Source organism: Ensifer sp. 1H6, from assembly GCF_001976035.1.
Lineage (GTDB): Bacteria > Pseudomonadota > Alphaproteobacteria > Rhizobiales > Rhizobiaceae > Ensifer > Ensifer canadensis.
Map to the genome: position 1 here is coordinate 73,761 of NZ_MOAI01000016.1, position 19,831 is coordinate 93,591.

General features: G+C 59.2%; 16 protein-coding genes and 3 pseudogenes. 13 read left to right on the plus strand and 6 right to left on the minus strand.

The window, feature by feature from the left end; genetic code table 11:
* Positions 1-8: 8 nt before the first annotated feature.
* Positions 9-1,022, minus strand: coding sequence for a LysR family transcriptional regulator (locus BKP54_RS19390; protein WP_198956848.1), 1,014 nt, complete (start codon positions 1,020-1,022; stop codon positions 9-11).
* On the opposite strand from BKP54_RS19390, the gene BKP54_RS19395 reads away from it, so the two are divergent.
* Positions 1,021-2,007: a cyclase family protein gene (locus BKP54_RS19395; RefSeq protein ID WP_082523517.1), complete on the plus strand. Its 987-nt coding sequence runs from the start codon at positions 1,021-1,023 to the stop codon at positions 2,005-2,007. The two genes, BKP54_RS19390 and BKP54_RS19395, sit on opposite strands and share 2 nt — an antisense overlap.
* Positions 2,008-2,094: 87 nt before the next feature.
* Positions 2,095-2,469, plus strand: a complete 375-nt coding sequence (locus BKP54_RS36585) for a hypothetical protein (protein ID WP_245317861.1) — start codon at positions 2,095-2,097, stop codon at positions 2,467-2,469.
* A gap of 215 nt (positions 2,470-2,684) precedes the next feature.
* Here the strand turns inward: BKP54_RS36585 and BKP54_RS19405 are convergent, their stop codons facing one another.
* Both BKP54_RS19405 and BKP54_RS19410 read right to left on the minus strand, forming a co-directional pair.
* Positions 2,685-3,041: a hypothetical protein gene (locus BKP54_RS19405; protein ID WP_057206424.1), complete on the minus strand. Its 357-nt coding sequence runs from the start codon at positions 3,039-3,041 to the stop codon at positions 2,685-2,687.
* A 368-nt stretch (positions 3,042-3,409) separates the two neighbouring features.
* Positions 3,410-3,625 (minus strand): hypothetical protein, encoded by a 216-nt coding sequence (locus BKP54_RS19410; protein ID WP_057206426.1) that lies wholly within the window; start codon positions 3,623-3,625, stop codon positions 3,410-3,412.
* A gap of 1,147 nt (positions 3,626-4,772) precedes the next feature.
* Here BKP54_RS19410 and BKP54_RS19420 point away from each other — a divergent pair.
* The 3 genes and pseudogenes from BKP54_RS19420 to BKP54_RS19430 all read left to right on the plus strand — a co-directional run.
* A complete protein-coding gene (locus BKP54_RS19420) occupies positions 4,773-5,903 on the plus strand; it encodes a YdcF family protein (RefSeq protein WP_234907938.1) in 1,131 nt (376 codons plus the stop codon).
* Between the two features lie 238 nt (positions 5,904-6,141).
* Positions 6,142-7,515 carry an ISNCY family transposase gene (locus tag BKP54_RS19425; protein ID WP_025427064.1) on the plus strand — a complete coding sequence of 458 codons (1,374 nt, stop codon included), beginning with the start codon at positions 6,142-6,144 and terminating at the stop codon, positions 7,513-7,515.
* Between the two features lie 245 nt (positions 7,516-7,760).
* Positions 7,761-8,531: pseudogene (locus BKP54_RS19430) on the plus strand (IS30 family transposase); the annotation flags it as partial.
* A 330-nt stretch (positions 8,532-8,861) separates the two neighbouring features.
* Here the strand turns inward: BKP54_RS19430 and BKP54_RS19435 are convergent.
* Positions 8,862-9,828: pseudogene (locus tag BKP54_RS19435) on the minus strand (IS110 family transposase).
* A gap of 120 nt (positions 9,829-9,948) precedes the next feature.
* Here BKP54_RS19435 and BKP54_RS36590 point away from each other — a divergent pair.
* Positions 9,949-10,173 (plus strand): annotated as a pseudogene (locus BKP54_RS36590) (IS30 family transposase); the annotation flags it as partial.
* Between the two features lie 126 nt (positions 10,174-10,299).
* Here BKP54_RS36590 and BKP54_RS19445 read toward each other — a convergent pair.
* On the minus strand, positions 10,300-11,253 hold the full coding sequence (locus tag BKP54_RS19445) for a fatty acid desaturase (RefSeq protein ID WP_057208073.1): 954 nt from the start codon (positions 11,251-11,253) through the stop codon (positions 10,300-10,302).
* A gap of 248 nt (positions 11,254-11,501) precedes the next feature.
* On the opposite strand from BKP54_RS19445, the gene BKP54_RS19450 reads away from it, so the two are divergent.
* The 5 genes from BKP54_RS19450 to BKP54_RS19470 are packed head-to-tail and all read left to right on the plus strand — an operon-like array spanning position 11,502 to position 16,859.
* The gene (locus tag BKP54_RS19450) at positions 11,502-13,064 is read left to right on the plus strand and encodes an ABC transporter substrate-binding protein (RefSeq protein WP_084814718.1); all 1,563 of its coding nucleotides are present in this window, start codon (positions 11,502-11,504) and stop codon (positions 13,062-13,064) included.
* Between the two features lie 42 nt (positions 13,065-13,106).
* Positions 13,107-14,081: an ABC transporter permease gene (locus tag BKP54_RS19455; protein ID WP_084814719.1), complete on the plus strand. Its 975-nt coding sequence runs from the start codon at positions 13,107-13,109 to the stop codon at positions 14,079-14,081.
* A gap of 2 nt (positions 14,082-14,083) precedes the next feature.
* Positions 14,084-14,917 carry an ABC transporter permease gene (locus BKP54_RS19460; protein ID WP_084814720.1) on the plus strand — a complete coding sequence of 278 codons (834 nt, stop codon included), beginning with the start codon at positions 14,084-14,086 and terminating at the stop codon, positions 14,915-14,917.
* Positions 14,914-15,888, plus strand: a complete 975-nt coding sequence (locus tag BKP54_RS19465) for an ABC transporter ATP-binding protein (RefSeq protein WP_084814721.1) — start codon at positions 14,914-14,916, stop codon at positions 15,886-15,888. The genes BKP54_RS19460 and BKP54_RS19465 overlap by 4 nt, the downstream gene beginning before the upstream one ends.
* A complete protein-coding gene (locus tag BKP54_RS19470; RefSeq protein WP_084814722.1) occupies positions 15,888-16,859 on the plus strand; it encodes an oligopeptide/dipeptide ABC transporter ATP-binding protein in 972 nt (323 codons plus the stop codon). The genes BKP54_RS19465 and BKP54_RS19470 overlap by 1 nt, the downstream gene beginning before the upstream one ends.
* Here BKP54_RS19470 and BKP54_RS19475 read toward each other — a convergent pair.
* Complete coding sequence (locus tag BKP54_RS19475) at positions 16,841-17,647, minus strand: PhnD/SsuA/transferrin family substrate-binding protein (RefSeq protein ID WP_084814723.1); 807 nt, start codon at positions 17,645-17,647, stop codon at positions 16,841-16,843. The two genes, BKP54_RS19470 and BKP54_RS19475, sit on opposite strands and share 19 nt — an antisense overlap.
* 92 nt (positions 17,648-17,739) lie before the next feature.
* Between BKP54_RS19475 and BKP54_RS19480 the strand changes: the two genes are divergently transcribed.
* Both BKP54_RS19480 and BKP54_RS19485 read left to right on the plus strand, forming a co-directional pair.
* A complete protein-coding gene (locus BKP54_RS19480) occupies positions 17,740-19,356 on the plus strand; it encodes an FAD-binding protein (protein ID WP_084814724.1) in 1,617 nt (538 codons plus the stop codon).
* Positions 19,356-19,676, plus strand: coding sequence for a ferredoxin family protein (locus BKP54_RS19485; RefSeq protein ID WP_057207959.1), 321 nt, complete (start codon positions 19,356-19,358; stop codon positions 19,674-19,676). Before BKP54_RS19480 ends, BKP54_RS19485 begins: the two co-directional genes overlap by 1 nt.
* Positions 19,677-19,831: the final 155 nt, after the last annotated feature.

The window sequence follows — 19,831 nt, forward strand, 5'->3', positions numbered from 1 at the left end:
AGCCTGGTCTAGAAACCGGCTTTCCGTAGCTCGCCGGCTAGAAATTCGGTAAAAACCTTCACTTTCGACTGCAGAAGGCGGTTGGTCGGGTAGACCGCGTAGATGCTGCGCCGGGCAAGTTTTTGCTGCGGCAAAATCCGCACGAGCTTGCCGCCGTCAAGCGGCGGGTTGGCGATGAAGGACGGCAAGGCACCGATGCCGATGCCGGATTGGATCATCTGACACAACATCAGACTATTGTCCGCGACGAAACGCGCGGGCAATTCGATGCTTGTCGTCCCATCGGGACCTTCCAGCACCCAGCTCCCCGGTTGGTCGGCAAGCCGGTAGGCGAGGCAATGATGATGCTTGAGATCGTTGACCTCGGTCGGGGTGCCATTTGCCGAGATATAGGCAGGCGCTGCACAGATGAATTGCTCGACTTCACCAAGCCGCCTGGCAATCAAAGATGAATCCGTAAGCGTCGCGCGCACGCGGATGGAAACGTCGAAGCCCTCGGAGACGACGTCGAGCACGTGGTCATCGAGCGTCATATCCACCTTCAATTGCGGGTGAAGCATCATGAAGCGGGCAAGCATCGGTGCGAGAACGGTCAGTCCGAAAGACAGGGGAGCATTGATCCGGAGCCGGCCATTGATTTCGCCGGTTTCCCCGGATGTCTTCCGCTCGAGATCGTCGAGCTCGTCGAGCAGCCTGCAACATTCGGTGAAATAGCTGCGCCCGCTTTCCGAGAGGCTCATGCGGCGCGTTGTGCGCACGATCAGCACTGTGCCGAGCCGCGCCTCGAGCTGCCGGATTTGCTTGCTGATCGACGCATTCGATTGTTGCTGCTCTTCGGCCGCCTTGCTGAAGCTCTGCAACTCGATGACGCGACGGAACGAGCGCATGGCGGCCAACAGATCCATATTTTCTCCTGAGTAAATTATGTTTTCTAATTGTCGCCGATTATTCGCGCTTGGGCTAGCAATAAGATGGACCCAGCTTCCCGATTTCAGGGAAAGCGAGAAGAAGGAGTTCATCATGTTCGATACGAAAGTTCTCAGCCGCGCCTTGGCTGCCTCCCTCATCGCCGGCCTCGTTGGCAATGCGGCTCTCGCACAAGAGGTCGGCAAGAGCCCCTGGGGGCCAAAGGATGAGATCGGGCGCCTCAATCTGATCACGCCGGAATCCCGCGCTGCGATCCTCTCGCGGATTGATGGAGGCAGGTCCTACGATCTAGCGGTGGAGTATTTCATCGGCATGCCAAGCTGGGAGGCGGCGGGCGATCCGCCATACCAGATGTGGATGACCCACACGCCGCATGGCACCGCCGTTTCCGACCCGATGAAAGTCGGCAAGGAGATGAACGAGCATGTCAGCTACACAGGCTCGGCCGTGTCGATGTATGCACACATGGGCACACATATCGATGCACTCAATCATTTTGGCTTGAACGGCAAGATCTGGAACGGTTATGCCGCCACCGAATACCTTGGCGACCAGGGCTGGACTGTCACAGGCGCCGAGAAGCTGCCGCCGATCATTGCGCGCGGGGTCATGGTCGATGTCGCTGCAGCCAAGGGCATGCAGATGCTGCCGGACAACTATCGGGTGACGCGCAAGGATCTGCAGCAGACGCTCGACCGCCAAGGCGTGAAACTGAAGCAGGGCGATGTCGTGCTCATCCGCACCGGGCGCATGCAGCATTACGAGAACGCATCGGCCTACATGAACAACCCTCCGGGGCTGAGCATCGATGCTGCGAAGTTCCTGGTCGAGGATGGCGGCGCCATCGTGGTGGGTGCCGACAACCTCAGCTTCGAGGCGTTTCCTGCCGAAACTGAGAACAATTACGTTCCGGTGCACACCTATCTGCTCGCCCAGCAGGGCGCGCCGATCATCGAACTCGTCAATCTCGAAGGGTTGTCGAGGGATCGCATCTATGAGTTCGCATTTGTCGGCGCGTCCTTGAAGTTCCGTGGCGCGGACGCCGCACCCATCCGCCCGGTTGCCTTGCCGCTTCGATAGGATCAGGTACCAGGCGTCCACAAATGGCCAACCGAGACGCCGTGGGAAAAGCTCGCGGCGCTCTTGCTACGTCTCGAGTCCTGTTTGATGGGCAGCGGCCTCGGTGAGGCCGTGACCCTGGTCCCCGACGACAACAGGGCTGACACTGCTACTCTTTGTGGCATGGCTGGTTTCACGGCTGAAACCGGGCGATTTCAATTACCGGCGCCTGCCGTGAGAAATCTCTACGATCTTCACGCCGATGGCGGTCTTGGATTCGTTGAAAACGATCTCACCTCGGCCGATGACCGTGCCATTGACCTTGAGGTCGACCGGGTCTCCAAAATTTGTATCGAGATCTATGTGATCATCCCGATGCAGCTTGGAAAGCTGGGCCACAGTCAGCCTGCTGCGGCCAAGGACTACCTCGATGACAAGCGGGATGCCCTGTACGGCATGTTCGCCAATCGGGGCGCTTTCTAACGGAACAGGGCCGGTTTCGATCTCCGGCACGCCATTGTAAAAAGTTTCGTTCATCATCATGCACCACCCAAAAACACTGGTTTACAAGTCCTTAACGAAAGGGTTGCGCCAGTTCGCCATGACAGGCAATGGCACCGGGGAGGGCAGGGCCCGTGCGCCTTCCGTGAGCGTTAACAATCCATTAACATCCACAAAGGCGACGTCGGAAACGTGTCCTAGAGTGTCATTGCGGACCAACTTCCTTCCCGCTTTTCGAACCCTATCGCCCGGCGACCATCAGGCAGCTTGTCACCGAGTCGGACGACATAGACATATCCGCCATAGACCATCAGCCCGCGATCGCCGTCGCTGAACACAATCTCGAACTTTGGAGGGCTCGGGGCAACCGTGCCTTTTGAAGGGTCGGTATCAGGCGCGAGTTCCACGGAAGCGTCGCTCCAAGGCAAACTGGGCGCCGGTGCGACATAATAAATCGCGGTCAAGGCAGATAGGCTGCAGATAGAAATTGCCGCAATCTGCGAGGAAATGCCGTTGGGCCTCATGACATTCGGGTGAAACGTGGCTGCGGCCAATATGCAGTCCTCCTATATTTTACTGATGCTTGCGGCGGCGGGTTGAGGAGGCGGCCGGGTCGATTTGTGGCCTGACAATAAATCTGTCTCGGACCTTTGCTTGACGATGCGACTCAGATGCCTCAGCGCTCCATGCGAAACATTTCACCCTGACCCTGACAGGACAACGCGATCGACAGCGGTTTCCACATCTTTCGATTGCCTTCGAAAGGCGTCCACACTCAGGGGGTATGAGCGATCCAAGGGTATAGCGTCGTCAAGCGCTCCAACTCATCGCATTCGCAAGCGTTGCGTGAACCGTCGATTGATCGATACGCATTCAATGTTCAATGAGGACGCCGATTGCTCTCCTTTGGGCGAGCTGTCCGTCACCAGTTGCCGGGGTCGGCGGTGTGATCGACACTGGCAAACTCGTCGGCCTTTTTCCGATCCAGCGTGAGGCCAGTGGTGATCTTTGCCTCATCTGTGACCGAATAGGACAGAGGCGGCGGCCGATTGGTCAGCTCCTGATACATAAGCAAGGCAGCCTCCTCGGCGGTATCAGCCGCGAACTCTTCGTTGATAGTGACGGTGAACTTATGCATAGCCTTCTCTGTGCTCTTTCGACGCCCCGCACCCAAACGCGATTGTAGCGTCTCTGGAGACCCCGGTATATCCATGCGCCTCAATATGCTCGCATGCACCAATGGCCGCGTTCATCGCCACCCCGCTTTCCCCGGAGGATGACGTTAAGTTATCGGCAGCATCGCTGATCACGCCCAGCGCCAGGTTCACAGCCATCGTAGCGAACTCTGGCTGCAGTCACATTGCAGATCTGCCTTGAAGAGGTGGGCGGCGCCGATCGCTTGGCGGCAAGCGGGCGCCGCCCTCGTCGCGAAGGCGTACGACGTCGCGTTGGCGGGGAAGCCACGCCCAGGAATATTAGAAAGCGAGGCAACGCCAATCTATACCTCATTGAGGCACTTCCGATACCTTGGTCGACGTAAGCTGGTCGACGCGGCGGCGCGAACTGGAACAGGCCGCATAGAATCGTGAATAGCCCGAGACCCATGAGGGCAAAATCCGCCACAGCACGCCGTCAAAAGTGCCGGCAAAGACCTTGCCGGTCGATCACATTATTTGCGCGATCGACCGGGCGGCTAACTGATTGGGTTAGGAGCGAACCTGATCACAGAACTTGAGATTGGCTGGCTTCTCCAGAATGTGGTCGTAACCAACGTTCTTCATGTCTGTGGTCGGCATTGAGCCATCGACGATATCCATTACACGTCCCGTCTCCTCCATCCAACGCGCCGGAGTTCAGCGGCGATCCACTGTCTGCCTGCTACGCTTCGGATCTGGAAAGCCTCGTAGTTGAAAAGCGGCCAGCGTTGTGGGTGCACGGCCAAGTCCGCCACGGAGTTGATTACGTGATCGGCGAGACCAGGGTGAAAGGTCGGCTGTTGGGTGAAGATACCAATACAGTACCAATCAACGATTGCCGTCAGTCCAACACCGCCAATTCGTCTATCCAGACATATCCTATCATATTGTATTATAATTCCTATTGCTGGATTCTCCTGCCAGTGATTTGGGAATCATGGCCGTTGACTGGACAAGTGGTCAGTTTTTGGTCTTACTACATGGACCGAACCTCTTATGAATGTAACGGTTCGGTCGTGATCACGGAAAATACATTTCGATCCGGTCGTCAGTAGGCTCGGCCGGTCAGCGGAAAACTGGGAGAGTTAAATGAAGCTGAGATCCATTTTTGCCGTCATGACGGGACCGATCAAGGTCGCACCAGCTGCCACACGCGCGCAGGGTGGGGCGAGACGCTACATTCTGGGCGTCCTGGCAGCAACGGCCTGCTTTATTTCGGCCGTTCCAGTCAGTGCCTTTGATCAGGCCAATGCCGACCGCATCAAGCAGTTGGTCGACACGGGCATGCAATATTACTGGTCGGGCGGCGACGTCAAAAAAGCCGAAGCCGAGGTCTTCAAGGGGATCACCCTGCACGGCAAATACGATGTCGTGGAAGCGGCTTTCAAGGAGGCGTCGACGTTAGCTCCTGAGCGACTGGATTTTCAGTACGCCGTCGCATCGACCCAGATCATTCAGAAAAAACTGGACGAGGCGCAGACGACATTCCAGGGGATCCTCGAAAAAGATCCGACGGCCTTTGACGCCCAAAGCTGGTTGGAGGCCATTGCTCGGATTCGTGGCGATGAGACCAACGTGGCGCTCGCTCATCAAGCTCTCGCAGGGCTCGATCGCGAACAAGCAGAGGTGTATCGCAAGCGTTTTATCCGCGCAGAGCAGATCATGGCAGAAAAGCCAAACTTCGATGTACCGACGCTGCCTGGCAAGGTGATGGTGGTCGCGCTCGGATATGCGTTGGCGGACGACGGCACGGCCCAGCAAACTCTGCTTGACCGCCTCGAAGTGACGTTGAAAGCTGCTGAAGCTAATCCCACAGCGCTCGTTATGGTGAGTGGCGGAGTACCGAAGAACGGCGTCACCGAGGGCGACATCATGTCTAAGTGGCTGGTCGACAAGGGCATCAGCCGTGATCGCATCATCATTGAGGACAAATCAAAAGATACGATCGGCAATGTCGTCAATGCTGCCAATCTCCTAGTGCGGCACCAGGCCGATACCGTAATTTTGGTGACAAGCTCAAGCCATATGCGCCGTGCTCGTACGGTCATGGAAGATGCCCTGACGCAACGCGATTTGCCGACCACTGTCGTGCCACTGAATGCGCTGGACGCACCGTCTCAGGAAGAGGCAGCAAAGGTGGGCGCTGACGAACGGTTGGTAATCTACCGGGATCTGATGCGTGTATCGGGTGTCTGGGCTTACCCTGGGCTTCAACAGTAGTCGCTTCCCCACAGCAACAGAATGCTAGGAACAGATTGCGCGTCCCAATCCATACTTGAGATGGAGGGGCGCGTAAGCTGGCTCGATGGGTCACTCAGAACGACCCGCAGTAAGGCGCATTGAAGTTCCATAAGATACCTTATCTGATTTTCTCGTGTAGCCGCAAAGTTGAAGTGTCCTGATCCTGCAAAGTAAGAATGTCACTCTCCCCGGGTTTTGATGACCTGGGAGATTGCGGATGGGATTGATTGCGATGAGCGAGCGTGACCTGCAGCGGATTGAGGTCTTGTCGAAAGTGATTGCCGGGCGGATGACGCTGGTGTCGGCGGCCCATGTGCTTGGCTTGAGTACCCGCCAGGTGCGTCGTCTGTTGGACCGGATCGGCGCTGGCGGTGCGGCGTCGATCCGGCACCAGGCGATCGGCCGGCCATCGAACAACCGGATCTGCGACGGCGTACGCGATTACGCCATGGCGATCGTGCGCGAGCGCTATGCGGACTTTGGTCCGACGCTGGCGGCCGAGAAGCTTGCGGAGCGTGATGGTCTGACGGTGTCGCGCGAGACCTTGCGCCAATGGATGTCGGAGGCCGGCCTGTGGCTGTCGCGCAAGCAGCGACGGACGTTCCATCAGCCGCGGCTGCGGCGCGAGGCCTACGGCGAGCTGGTTCAGATCGACGGTTCCGAGCATCGCTGGTTCGAAGATCGCGGTGATCCATGTTCATTACTGGTGTTCATCGATGATGCGACCGGCAAGCTGATGCAGTTGCGGTTTGTACGATCGGAAAGTGCGTTCAGCTACTTCGAGGCGCTGGAACTCTATCTGAAGGCGCATGGTGCTCCAGTCGCCTTCTATTCCGACAAGCATTCGGTGTTCCGGGTTGCGAAGAAGGATGCCAAGGGCGGCCAGGGCATGACCCAGTTCGGGCGTGCACTTTGCGAGTTAAACATCGAGATTCTTTGCGCAAACTCGAGCCAGGCCAAGGGCCGCGTCGAGCGGATGAACCGGACGCTACAGGACCGGTTGATTAAGGATCTGCGCCTGGAGGGCGTCTGCGGCATGGACGACGGCAACGCTTTCCTGCCTCGGTTCATGGAGCGCTATAACCGCCAGTTTGCCATTACCCCTGCCAGATCTGATGATCTGCATCGGCCGCTGAACCTTGCCCCGGATCGGCTGCGCGACGTGCTATGCAAACGTGAGCAGCGTTATGTCGGTGCCCAGTTGACGTTTTCGTTCGAGCGCCAGCGGATCATGCTGGAAGAGAACGAGGTGACGCGCGGGCTGGTCGGTCGCTATGTCGAGACCTACGCGCTTGCCGACGGCAGGCTGGATGTGCGTTGGAAGGGGCATTCCCTACCCTACCGGGTGTTCGACAAGGACCAGCGGGTGACGCATGCGGCGATCACCGAGAACAAGCGGCTCGGTGAACTCCTGACCTACATCAAGGAACGTCAGGAGCAGCAGACGAAGCCCGCCGTGAAGACGAACAGCGAGAAGAACGGCTACGTTCGACGCGCGCGCGGCCCGGGACGTCGGAAGGATTTCATGAACGATCCTGCGGTCATTGCCCGGCGGCGACAGGCGCTCTCTGACCTCGATGCGGCGGAATGACCGGCTGCTTCAACTGTCCAAGCTAAAGCCGAAGGGGAGCGTCATCACCCGCCCCGCTCCTTCCTTGCAACCCGGCCCAGCCGGTCGGATCGGGGGCTGACCGGCGGAGCCAGTGTCGCATTTCTAAATGGCTGAGCATGTCGCAGCCCTATTCAGCTTTGACATCTCGTGTAGCCGGGTACATTCTATTTTCAAGTGCGACTTGCGATAGATACCAATGGGTTGTCACGCGCAAGGAATGGCTCATGAGACGCACCTACTCCCAGATCGATATGGATGAACGCCGCAAGATTGCCCGCTGGCGATCGGCTGGCATCAGCGTTGACGTAATCGCCGAGAAACTCGGACGACATCGTTCGACGATTTTTCGCGAACTGCGACGCAACGCGTTTGAGGATGAAAAGATGCCGGACCTCAACGGCTATTACTGCGTGACCGCCAACGACATGGCGCGAGAGCGGCGTGCCAAGCTGCGCAAACTTGCCCGGTTCTCGCATCTGCGCCAATCGGTGATCGAGCGCATCATGCATGGTTGGTCGCCGCAACAAATCGCCGGCCGGCTGCAGTTGGAGCGCCATCCGATTTCTGTCAGCCATGAGACGATCTACAAGTTCGCCTACTCCGCGGATGGGCATGCGATCAAGCTCTGGCGGCATCTGCCGGAGCACCGCGCCAGACGTCGGCCGCGGCATGCCAGGCGTCGTCATGGCAGGCGGTTCAGCCCGGATGTCAACATTCTCTACCGTCCCGACACCGTTGCTGCGCGCAAGCAGTTCGGTCATTGGGAATGCGATCTCATTCAATTCCGCAAGAAGTTCGGCAAGGCGAATGTGACGTCGCTGGTCGAGCGGGTTAGCCGATTTGCCGTTTTTCTGCGCAACAACGACCGGCAATCACGGCCGGTGATGGATGGGCTGATCCAAGTGCTGCAATCCCTCCCTCACCTCGCCCGTCGCTCGATTACCTTCGATCGCGGCACGGAGTTCACGGACTGGTCTTACTTGCAGGCAAGCATGATCGCGGCTCGCGAGTCAATCGCGAGCGAGTATGCGCGATGAGCTCCGAATGCCAGCGCGGCACGGATTCGGCAACGTCATATGGCGTTCCTGTTCTTAGTCGTCGCCCAGCGCTCCATTTTGACGTGAGAGCAATCGTATGTCGGGAACAGGGTTGTCTCCGCGGTCGGCACAAGGCCGCCGCATGATGGTCTTCGCAGGCAAGGTCTTCCTATGTTCTGCGCGCAGTCTCTGGGAGCTGCCGCCAACTTCACGGAATGGCCAGACCTACGTCCACGACAGGGACGCCTCGTCGCGCCAGAAAGGTGATGCGCGGAGAGTAATCGGCTGTCAGACCTTCATTAATGCGTTGGTGCCGACTGAAGCATTGAAGGTTTCTCCCGTCTTGAGCATGGTATGCATGATAACCGCGAGTTTGCGGGCGACGGCCACAGCCGCCCGCTTAAAGCCAAGCCGCTCGCGGAGCTTAAGTCCCCAGTCTTTGAGGCGGCTTTCGTTCCTGGCACTGGTTCGCGTCAGCAGCGCTGTCGCCGCTTCGTAAAGCAGCCCGCGCAACCGGTTGTCGCCTCTGCGTGAGATATGGCCGTCATAATCGACTTCGCCCGACTGATAGCGGCGGGTGGTCAGCCCGAGCCAGGCGCCAACCGAGCGCGAAGTTCGGAAGTTTTCTGGTGCCTCGATGGCGGCGACGTAAGAGACCGCCGTAATGGCGCCGATACCTGGAACTGTCATCAACAACTTCGTAGCCGGGCTCTGCCGCGCCGCTGCAATGAGCTGACGGTCAAGAATGGCCGCACGCTTGCGAATATTGTGCCACGCATCAAGCAAGGGCAAAATGATCTGTGCCAAAGAAGTTTGCCTCTCCAGGAGCTCTCGAACATGGGTATCAAAAACCCGACCTGTGCCTTTGGGTACGATAAGGCCGAAGGTCGGGTCAGCATAGCGTCAAACGACTTGACCCGAACCGCTTTGTAAAAGCCGGCTTCTGCGAGCTGCGCCAGACCATCGGCATCATTGGCATCGGTCTTGTTGAGTGTCTCGTTCAATACCTTTTGCGCGTGCCGTGCTTCAATGCAGATCGCCGGAGCCCCTTCGGCCGTCAGGGCATGATAGAACCACGTCGACAGCGGCCCCGTTTCGAAGACGACGCGCCTGGCGTGCGGCGCGTGCTTGCGGATAAGCTCGGCCAGAAGCGTTGGGTCCGAAGGGCACTTCCCCGCCAGATCCGCTTGCCGTCCTCCCGAACCGAGATTGCTGTGTCTTTCAATGAAACATCAAGCCCAATATACTGGTCCATGGTTGCTCTCCATCTGATGTTGGGCCCGGTTTCCCATCGTGAGCCCGTTTCACCATCTTATCGGGAGCAACCACCCCCGCTAGCATCTGCTTGGGGCGGTCGCGCCGCGATTACCCCATGTTCTGCGACCCCCAATCTCCTTGGCAGAAGGGTACCGTCGAAAACACCAACAGGCGGGCAAGGAAATGGCTTTCGAGAGAGGTCGATCCATTGTCTCTCAATGATCGCGATCTCACCGAGATCTGCAATCACCTGAACGCAACGCCACGAAAATGCCTTGGCTACAAAACGCCAGCTGAAGTCTTTCGCCAGAAACTGCTCGCGCAGAACAGGCGCACGGGCTAGCGTCGCAAAGCCCGCAGGTCGCGGTTCGTCGTGAACTCACAGATGCCTTCCGATCCGGCGATATGTCGCTGGATCACTCCCGCCGCCACGAGAATGCTTTGATCGAAGTCTCTTTTCCCAACCCGTTCATGGATCGCTCCGCTGGCAGTGCCGGGGGTGACGAGGGTCATCGTGTGGTCGTAGCAGGAACCGTCGTGCGACATCCCGATAACCATCGTAGACAAGACCACCGTTGGCCTCGATGAGAATAGTCCTGTATCGACGGTAAAGAAATGGAATCCGGTACCACGGCACGCCGGGACGCTGATGATGCAGCACATGCAAATTGTTGAAGAGGAAGAGCACCCCGAAGAGAGCACTATTCTCAACGATCGCCGTACGCTCATCGTGATTATCTGCATATCGGTGCTCGGCATACGACCGCAATCTGCTGAGTGCCGCACCGAAATAGACGAAGCCAAGAAGATAGAGCCACAGCGGCATATCGCAAATCCAAAACACCCAAGCTGATACAAATGCGACGCCGATGATGTGCCGCGCCCAGATGTACGCTCGCTGGCGGTCACCCTTTAATATCTGCATCGTTTCCTGTGCCAGAAAATTCACGATCATGACGAGCGGCCCGATCGTTAGCCTTCCAAGCAGCGTTGTGTTCCAGGATGCAAGAGCCTTGCCAAGACGGCCCATCGCCTCCCAGGCATTTTGGGTAAAATAGGAGGATTCGGGGTCTTCAATTGGGTCCGTAAGATGCTCGTCTCGATGATGAACCAGATGCTCTTCCCTATAGATCGCGTAGGGCAACCAAAGGGATAATGGCGGCCACCCGATCGCGTCGTTTACAAGACGGTTCCGGGTTGGATGCCCGTGGATGACTTCGTGCTGAAGCGACCCGTGCCAAGCAATCAGCCAGCCACCTAAGCCAAATACTGCAGCCGCGGGCATTGCTTGCCAGAACCAAGTCAAGCCGAAGAAACCACCATAGATGACGAGAGCCAAGGCCACAGTCTGCCATTCAATACGGGCGATGATTGAAAGGGCAGATTGCGAAGGAAGAGTGTCAGACGACAGGTGGCTGGACATGAAGCAGGTTCCGGCAAAGGGGAAAAAGCGATAGATTTCAAGCGCCAATATAAAAGGCCGATGCCTCATGCCGCGCCGCATGGCTTTGCAGCGGAGCCGCGAAAAAAGGAAACCGGTTGCGCAAAAAAGCCGGATCGCAAAATATTTATTCTATGTAATTTATAGATTATTGGCTTTAATCCCTTCATCGAATTGACAGCCGTCCTTTCCACTTTGTGGCCGGGCGCTCATGATTGGAGGGACATTAAATGACATTCCACCCTACACGCCGACAGGTGTTGATCGGCGGCGCTTCTATTGCGACCGTCGTCGCGCTCGGTGGCGTCCATCCCGCCTTCGCCAATACCGATCGCACCAAAATCACCGTGCGCATCGACAAGGACCTTTCCAACTTAGATCCGGCCCACCGCTCCGGCCCGGTCGATCTCAACGTTATCTGGTCCGTGCAACAGGGCCTGATCTCCTTCAAGCCAGGTTCGACCGAGTGGGAGCTCGATGCGGCCGAAGAACTGGAGCAGGTGAACGACACTGAAATCCGCTTCAAGCTGCGCGGCGGCCTCACCTTTACCGACGGCTATGGCGACCTAACGGCCGAGGACGTGAAGTTCTCCTTCGAGCGCTTCATCAATCCCGATGCCGATGGCAAGCCCGTCACCTATGCCAAGGACTGGTCCGCACTCGATCGCGTCGAGGTGACGGGGCCACTCGAAGGCCGCATCATCCTGAAGAACCCGGCGCCGGCGCTTTACACGATCGCGCTAGCCGATGGTTCGGGCCGCATCATCTCGAAGAAGGCTTTCGAAGCGCACGGCAAGGACATCGCTACAAAGCTGATTGGTAGCGGTCCTTATGTACTCAAGCAGTGGACCCCGCGCGAGCAATTCGTTCTCGAAATCAACCCAAACTACAAGGGGCCGATCAAGCCGTACTTCCAGCAGATCGTCGGCAAGCCAATCGGCGAACAGAAGACTGCAGAAATCGCCTTCCAGTCCGGCGAGATCGATTTTACTGCCATCGATCCGGAAAGCGGCAAAGCGCTATCTGATCTGCCGGATGCAAGCGTGACGGAAATTCCCGCCATCGACTATGTCTGGTTCGGGCCGAACATCGAGAAGGCACCGTTTGACGATATCCGGGTTCGCCAGGCGATCCGCTACGCCGTCGATATCGAAGCTATCCTGCAGGGCGCCTATTCCGGCATCTATCCGCGTGCCAACGCGCTGCTCGCACCGAACCTGCTCGGCTACTGGAAGGATGCGCCTGTCTATGCCCGCGACCTGGAAAAAGCGCAGAGCCTGCTCGCTGAGGCGGGCCACGCCGATGGCTTCAAGACGAAGCTGACGATCGAAGCCAATGCGCGCTATGAGGCGATCGCCCAGATAATCCAGGCCAATCTTGCCGAAGTCGGTATCGAGGTCGAAATCGAGGCACTGGAGTCCGCAGCCTATTGGGCGCTCGGCGAAAACGATGCCAGCAAGGATCTCGAACTGTCGCTGATCAAATACAACGGCAAGTTCGACCCCGGCTTCCAGACGCAGTGGTTCACGTCAGCACAGGTCGGTCAATGGAACTGGCAGCGTTGGAAGAACACCGATTTCGACGCCCTGCACGAAAAGGGTGGCGTCACCGTCGATCCGGCTGAGCGCGAGAAGATCTACATTGAGGCGCAGAAGCTGCTTGATGAATCCGCAGCCTTCATCTGGATCACCCACAACCTTAACGCTTTCGCTTCCCGGAAGTGGCTGAAACCCGGCGTCCTGCCGAATGGCAACAACTGGCTCTACACGGCCTTTACGGAAGCGACGGCTTGATCCAGTGACTGCGCTTACACGGACAAAACGGGATGCGCCGCGATGAGAAGCGCATCCCTTCAGATTCATCTCACCTTCAAACTGGCGACGGCGCTTCTCGCCGTTGCCAGCTCAGTCGTGCTTCTGATGGCTCTGACGCGGCTGATCCCGGGCGATCCTGCAACCGTGGTCCTTGGTTCGCGCGCAACACCGGAAGCGGTCGCTGCGCTCAACGCCCGCATCGGGCTCGACAAGCCGCTGATCGCGCAGGTGCTCGCCTTCTTCGGTCGGCTCTTCTCCGGCGATCTCGGCGAAGATGTCTTTAATGGTCGGCCGGTTCTTGCCCTCGTTGCCGCCACTCTGCCGAACACGGCGGCGCTTGCGATCTCCGCTATGCTGTGCGCAATCGCCTTCGGTGTGCCGCTCGCCCTGCTCGCTGCCCGCTGTCCGGGTGGCAAGGTCGATCGGCTGATCGCATACCTGAGTGTCGCCTTCATCTCGACGCCAAGCTTCGTCGTGTCGATTTTCCTCCTGATGGTGTTCTCCGTGACCTTCCGCTGGTTTCCAGTTCTGGGTGTGGGCGAAAGCGGGGATCTCAGTGATCAGCTTTGGCATCTCGTGCTTCCGACCACTGCACTCGCTGCTGGCTGGATTGGCTATATCGCTCGCCTTCTACGGTCCTCGCTGCTCGAGGTGCTCGGTGAAAACCATATCCGCACGCTGCGCGCTTATGGCGTTAGCGAAACGGTTATCTTGCTCAAGTATGCGCTGAAGCCAGCAGTACTGCCGACCGTTGCAGTGCTCGGCATGGGGTTTGGCGATCTTCTTGGCGGCGCGGTCTTTGCCGAGGTGATCTTCAACCGCCCTGGCCTCGGCTCGCTGATCTACGACGCCATTCGGACGCGCAACTACCCGGTCGTTCAGGGCGGCGTCTTCGTCATCGTCACTCTATATGTGTTGACGAACCTCATCACTGACCTTGGCCAGAGCCTGATCGATCCGCGCGAGCGCGCGCGCCTCGCCGTGGGGAGACACTAGGGATGGCCGTCCTCTTTGACCTCCCCCGACGTCCAGGCGGCACTTTCGCGTTCATTGCGGTGACGCTTCTTTGTGTGGTCGCGATCGTCGCGCCGCTGATCGCACCTTATGGCCCGAACTCCATCGCGCCCGGCAACCGACTGATGGACCCCTCGCTGCAGCATCTGCTTGGAACGGATCATCTCGGTCGTGACATCCTGAGCCGCCTAATCTACGGCGCGCGGGTGGCGCTCGGCATCTCGCTCTCGGTCATCGCCATTTCCCTGATAATTGGTGTAACCCTCGGGATCGCGGCCGCCCTTTCGCCGCGCGCCGTCGATCTGTTCGTCATCGGCGTCTTCGATATTGTCACCTCGTTTCCGAGCATCATCCTAGCACTGGCGCTGGTCGCCGTATTCGGTCCGGGCCTCGGCAATGTCGTCCTGCTCGTCAGCATCGTCTTTATCCCCCATTTCGGCCGGGTCGCCCGCGCCCAAACAATCGCGATCCGCAACAGCCCGTTCATTGAGGCCGAAAGAGTACTCGGTGCTCAGTCCTGGCGGTTGATCCTTCATCACGTCACGCCAAATATCATCAGCCCAATTTTCGTGCTGGCCTGCATGGACATTCCCGTTGTCATCACCATCGAGGCGGGGCTCAGCTTTCTTGGTCTTGGCGTACGTCCGCCGCTCGCAAGCTGGGGCAATCTGCTCAACGATGGCTATACCTATCTCGACCGGTCGATCTGTCTGGCCACGTTTTCCGGCTTGGTGCTGGTTCTCGCCACTCTCGGCTTCGCGCTCCTGGGCGAAGCTCTGCGTGACTCGCTCGACCCCAAGCTGAGGAAGACCCTATGAAAGACGCCCTCGTCACAATTGAAGGCCTGAACGTATCCTACCGGGGGTCGGGGCGCACGGCTCATATTCTCGATGGTGCGGATATCATCATCGGACGGGGGCAATCGGTGGGTCTCGTCGGCGAAAGCGGCAGTGGCAAATCGACAGTGGCCTTGGCAATGCTTGGGCTGCTTGCCGACGATGCAGAGGTTTCCGCACGCCGCGCTGTGTTCGACGGCCGCGAGACCAACTTCGCCGTGAAGGAAACGGCGGCGCTACGCGGTGCCGATATCTCGATGATTTTCCAGGACCCGATGACGGCGCTCAATCCGATGTTCACCATCGGCACCCAACTCGTCGATATTCAGCGTCGGCGGTTTCCCAAGGAGAGCCGACGGAAGCTCTGGGGTCGGGCTCAAACGATGCTTGCCGATGTTGGTGTGCAAGACGCAGCAGCGCGCATGCGCCGATACCCACACGAGTTTTCCGGCGGTATGCGTCAGCGTGTGGTGATCGCCATGGCGCTTCTCGTCGAGCCGAAACTGCTAATTGCCGATGAGCCGACCACGGCGCTCGATGCGACGATCGAAGCGCAGGTCGTCGAAGTGTTGCACCGGTTGAGACAACGGACGGCCGCGTCCATGCTCATCGTCAGCCACAGCATGGGACTGATCGCCGAACTCTGCGACAGTGTCATCGTGATGTATGCAGGAACGGTGGTGGAAAGCGGGCCTGTACGCGACGTGCTGCATCGTCCGCGACACCCCTACACCCGCGCGCTGCTTGCGTGCGAGGTCAATCCCTACGCCGCCTTCCACCCGTCGCAGGACCTCGCGACGATCCCGGGCAACGTCCCCGATCCCGCCCGCCGACCTGAAGGCTGCATCTTCGCCGGCCGCTGTCCCTCCCGCCACAACCGTTGCAGCAACAAGCCGCCCCGCCGGCAGGCGGACAGCGGACAGGCCTACTCCTGCTGGTTGGAGGCTGCCTGATGACCCCTACGGCACTCATCTTGAAGGATGCTGTCGTCCGCTACGATCGGTTGACGGCAGTCGATAGCGTTTCGCTGGAGCTGCGACGCGGCGAGACCCTGGGTCTCGTCGGGGAGAGCGGCTGCGGAAAGTCGTCTGTCGCCCGCGCGATCGTGGGGCTTCAGCCGCTTGCGGCCGGTAAGCTGACGATCGAGGGCGAGACGCTGCAGGATGTGACCAGTCGGCGCCGCAGCGATCTGCAGCGCAGGATCCAGCTGCTGTTTCAAGACCCGGCCGCCTCACTTTCTCCGCGTATGACGGTGCACTCCTTGCTTGCCGAGCCGCTGAAAATCAGAAAGGTACACACGCCCGAAAGCTGGGCGCGGATATCGGCGCTGGCGGAAAGCATCGGTCTTGGCGAACAGCTTCTGTCGCGCTATCCGCATCAACTGAGCGGCGGACAGGCGCGGCGCGTGGCGCTCGTGCGGGCACTTGCGGCCGAACCGTCGATCATCGTTGCCGACGAACCAACGGCCGGTCTCGACATTTCCATCCAAGGCGAGCTTCTGAACCTTCTGCGGGCACTGAGAGATCGTCTCAACCTCAGCTACTTGCTCATCTCCCACAATCTCAATGTAGTCGGCCGCGTGACCGATCGTGTGGCGGTAATGTATCTCGGCCAAATCGTCGAAAGCGGGCCGACGGCCGCATTATTTCGCGATCCCGCGCACCCCTATACACAAGCACTGCTCTCGGCCAACCTCACGCTCGATCCCGGTCGCCGACGCGTGCGCATTGTGCTCTCGGGCGAGCTTCCTAGCCCGAGCAACCCGCCCTCCGGGTGCCGCTTCCACAAGCGTTGTCCACTGGCAAAGCCGAGATGCGTCGGCGAAGCACCCACCCTTCAGGCCGGAGCGGATGGACGTAGCGTCGCATGCCACTTCCCGCTCACCGCAGAAGCCATCGTTATGCCTCAGGCGATAGCGGGATAACCATGACGCACAGCATCCCGATCAAATTCCGCCAACCTTTCGTAGTCGGCATCACCCAGCAGGCTGATCCCGCGCAGCGAAAGCGTGTCGCAGACATCGGCGAACTCGGGATCGGCTATCGTCTCCGCCAAGGCGCGGCGCAGAACCACCAGGTCCTTGGTCGGCGTTCCGGCGGCCGTGATAAAGGGCAGGCCCGGTCCCTTGGCGGTCTCCGCAAGGATGCGAACGCCGGCGACACGATCAGGGTCGAATCGCAGAGTATTGCCGAAGGTCACGCAGTCGATCGCCGCAACATCCGCGTCCCCGCTCGATACCGCGTCGATGCTCGCCCGATGGCCTCCGGTTTCCAACACGGAAGAAAAGAACCGTCCTTTAATGGCATGGCGCGCTACGAATGCGCGGAACAGATTATAGCCCGAATTGCTGCCGGGCTCGTTGATTGCGGCTCGCATGCCTCGCAATTCTTCAATCGACTGTGCCGACGACCCGGCATTGACGATGATGAAACTGCACTTGAGCGGTCCGTCGCAGCCCGGCAATCCGTAGACGGGCGACGCCACAAGTTGCACCTTTCCGCGCAGATGCTGGACGTAGGGATATCCGCAGGTCTGGCCGAACAGCAGGTCGGGTCGAAGCCAGGCTTCGTCATAACGCACATCGTCGTTCAACGTTGCCGGGGCATCGAGCCCATTGGCACGAATGCGTGCGCCCAACGCGCCCCAGAACAGCCGCGTCGCCTCCTGAACCGGCGGCGGGCTGACGTACATGGCGAGGCTGGCAAGCGACATCTAATGAAACTCCCAAAAACACAAGTGCTACAATCTATGCAATGCATAGATTTAAACCGCAACGAAATTTGTTCGGTGAAAGGATCCCAGCGATGAGCTTACCTCCGCAGGAAGCCCACTCCGCCATCTCTTCCACAAGCGAGATCATCAGCGACGTGCTGGTCATCGGCGGCGGCCCCGCAGGGTGCTGGGCAGCGCTGGAGGCAGCTAGCACCAAGGCCAGAGTCGTGCTGGTCGACAAGGGCTATTGCGGTAGCTCCGGCGCAACGGCTTCCGCCGGCACCCAGATCTGGTATGTACCGCCGGACCCGGCCGAGCGGGAAGCGGCCATGGCGAGCCGCGAGGCCATGGGCGGCTATCTCTCCGAGCGTGCCTGGATGGTGCCCGTTCTCGAGAAGACCTTCGAAAGCGTCAACCGCCTGGCCGACTGGGGTTACCCCTTCCCCAGTGATGACAAAGGCGAACAGCAGCGCATTTCGGTCCAGGGACCGGAATATATGCGGCTGTTGCGACGCCGAGTGAAGAATGCGGGCGTCACCATTCTCGATCATCATCCAGCAACGCAGCTCCTGACAGATGGCGGGGCTGTCGTCGGGGCAAGCGGACTGCGCCGGCAGGAAGGAGGACAGTGGACGGTCCGGGCAGGCGCTGTTGTGCTTGCAGCAGGCGGCTGTGCCTTCATGAGCAAAGCGCTCGGCTGTGACGTACTGACCGGTGACGGTTACCTGATGGGGGTCGAGGCCGGTGCGGAACTCTCGGGCATGGAGTTCTCATCTGCGTATGCCATATCGCCGGCCTTTGCGTCGATCACCAAGACGGCGCTATACCGCTTCGGGCAGTTCTACCGCAAGGACCATAGTCTGATCGACGGCGCAGGCTCCGCCCGCGGACGCTCAATCATTGCCCGCACGCTCCTGTCCGAACCCGTCTACGCGCGCCTCGATCTTGCCGAAACCGACGAGGTCAAGGCGATCCTGCGCCGCGCCCAGCCGAATTTCTTCGTACCCTTCGACCGCCGTGGCATTGACCCTTTCACGGAGTTCTTCGAGGTGAAGTTGCGTCTTGAGGGTACGGTTCGCGGCACCGGTGGGCTACGGCTGACCGGGCTCGACTGCGCAACAACTGCGCCCGGCCTTTATGCCGCCGGCGACAACGCCACCCGCGAGCCTATCTGCGGCGGTTTTACCGGCGGCGGCAGCCACAATGCTGCCTGGGCGATCTCCACCGGCTCTTTTGCCGGCGCGGCGGCCGCAGCCTTCGCGCGGGGTAGAGCCAATGTGTCTCATACTCATGTTGCCCGGCCCGCAGCCTGGGCTAGCAAAAACGCGATTACCGCTGATCCGCAAACCATCATCAGGGCGGTACAGGATGAGGTCTTTCCGCTCAACATCAACTATTTCCGGACACATACCGGGCTGTCGGCAGCGCTGGAGCGGCTCGACCAGCTGTGGCAAGAGATCGCCGACGCTACGGCCGCGGACGAGAGCCAGGTGCTACCACTGCGCCAGGCACAGGCAATGACCGCCACCGCTCGCTTCATGTATCGCGCCGCCCTGGCGCGTACGGAAACGTGCGGCATGCACCGCCGCGACGATTTCCCAAATCAGGACCCAGAACAACGTTACCGGCTGGTCGTATGCGGCCTCAACACAATCACAATCCGGACGGAACCGGTAAAACCAAGCGACTACAAGGAGGCTGCAGAATAATGATCGAGGTACTGGATAGTGATACCTGCACGGACTGCAATCTCTGCGTCCAGGTCTGCCCGACCAACGTTTTCCAGGTTATGCCGTACGGCCCGCCCCGTATCCTGCGGCAGGAGGCCTGCCAGACTTGCTTCATGTGCGAGCTTTATTGTCCCGTGGACGCGCTCTACGTCGATCCGGACGCCGAGGCAGTGCATGGACTGACGGTCGATGTCGTGCGCAAAAGCAATCTCTTCGGCAGCTACAGGAGGGCCATCGGCTGGCACAAGGACACCCGTCATCAACGTCACATCGACGATCATTACAGATTGCCTCAATAGCCTACCGCTCTGGAATCAAACCTCCCGGTCGAGGGCGAACGCCTGACCAAAGCGCACCGGTGTTTGCCGCGGTCCATGGCGCGATCGAGAACCTGAAGACAATTGCCGGGCCGTAAAGCTCGATGTCACCCGCGTCGCGACACGGGCGCCCCCAT

Excerpts from the sequence above, each read along its gene's own strand:
- BKP54_RS19395 (WP_082523517.1), top strand. The coding sequence starts at position 1,021 with ATGTTCGATACGAAAGTTCTCAGCCGCGCCTTGGCTGCCTCCCTCATC.
- BKP54_RS19390 (WP_198956848.1), bottom strand. The coding sequence starts at position 1,022 with ATGATGAACTCCTTCTTCTCGCTTTCCCTGAAATCGGGAAGCTGGGTC.
- BKP54_RS36585 (WP_245317861.1), top strand. The coding sequence starts at position 2,095 with ATGGGCAGCGGCCTCGGTGAGGCCGTGACCCTGGTCCCCGACGACAAC.
- BKP54_RS19410 (WP_057206426.1), bottom strand. The coding sequence starts at position 3,625 with ATGCATAAGTTCACCGTCACTATCAACGAAGAGTTCGCGGCTGATACC.
- BKP54_RS19420 (WP_234907938.1), top strand. The coding sequence starts at position 4,773 with ATGAAGCTGAGATCCATTTTTGCCGTCATGACGGGACCGATCAAGGTC.
- BKP54_RS19425 (WP_025427064.1), top strand. The coding sequence starts at position 6,142 with ATGGGATTGATTGCGATGAGCGAGCGTGACCTGCAGCGGATTGAGGTC.
- BKP54_RS19445 (WP_057208073.1), bottom strand. The coding sequence starts at position 11,253 with ATGTCCAGCCACCTGTCGTCTGACACTCTTCCTTCGCAATCTGCCCTT.
- BKP54_RS19450 (WP_084814718.1), top strand. The coding sequence starts at position 11,502 with ATGACATTCCACCCTACACGCCGACAGGTGTTGATCGGCGGCGCTTCT.
- BKP54_RS19455 (WP_084814719.1), top strand. The coding sequence starts at position 13,107 with ATGAGAAGCGCATCCCTTCAGATTCATCTCACCTTCAAACTGGCGACG.
- BKP54_RS19460 (WP_084814720.1), top strand. The coding sequence starts at position 14,084 with ATGGCCGTCCTCTTTGACCTCCCCCGACGTCCAGGCGGCACTTTCGCG.
- BKP54_RS19465 (WP_084814721.1), top strand. The coding sequence starts at position 14,914 with ATGAAAGACGCCCTCGTCACAATTGAAGGCCTGAACGTATCCTACCGG.
- BKP54_RS19470 (WP_084814722.1), top strand. The coding sequence starts at position 15,888 with ATGACCCCTACGGCACTCATCTTGAAGGATGCTGTCGTCCGCTACGAT.
- BKP54_RS19475 (WP_084814723.1), bottom strand. The coding sequence starts at position 17,647 with ATGTCGCTTGCCAGCCTCGCCATGTACGTCAGCCCGCCGCCGGTTCAG.
- BKP54_RS19480 (WP_084814724.1), top strand. The coding sequence starts at position 17,740 with ATGAGCTTACCTCCGCAGGAAGCCCACTCCGCCATCTCTTCCACAAGC.
- BKP54_RS19485 (WP_057207959.1), top strand. The coding sequence starts at position 19,356 with ATGATCGAGGTACTGGATAGTGATACCTGCACGGACTGCAATCTCTGC.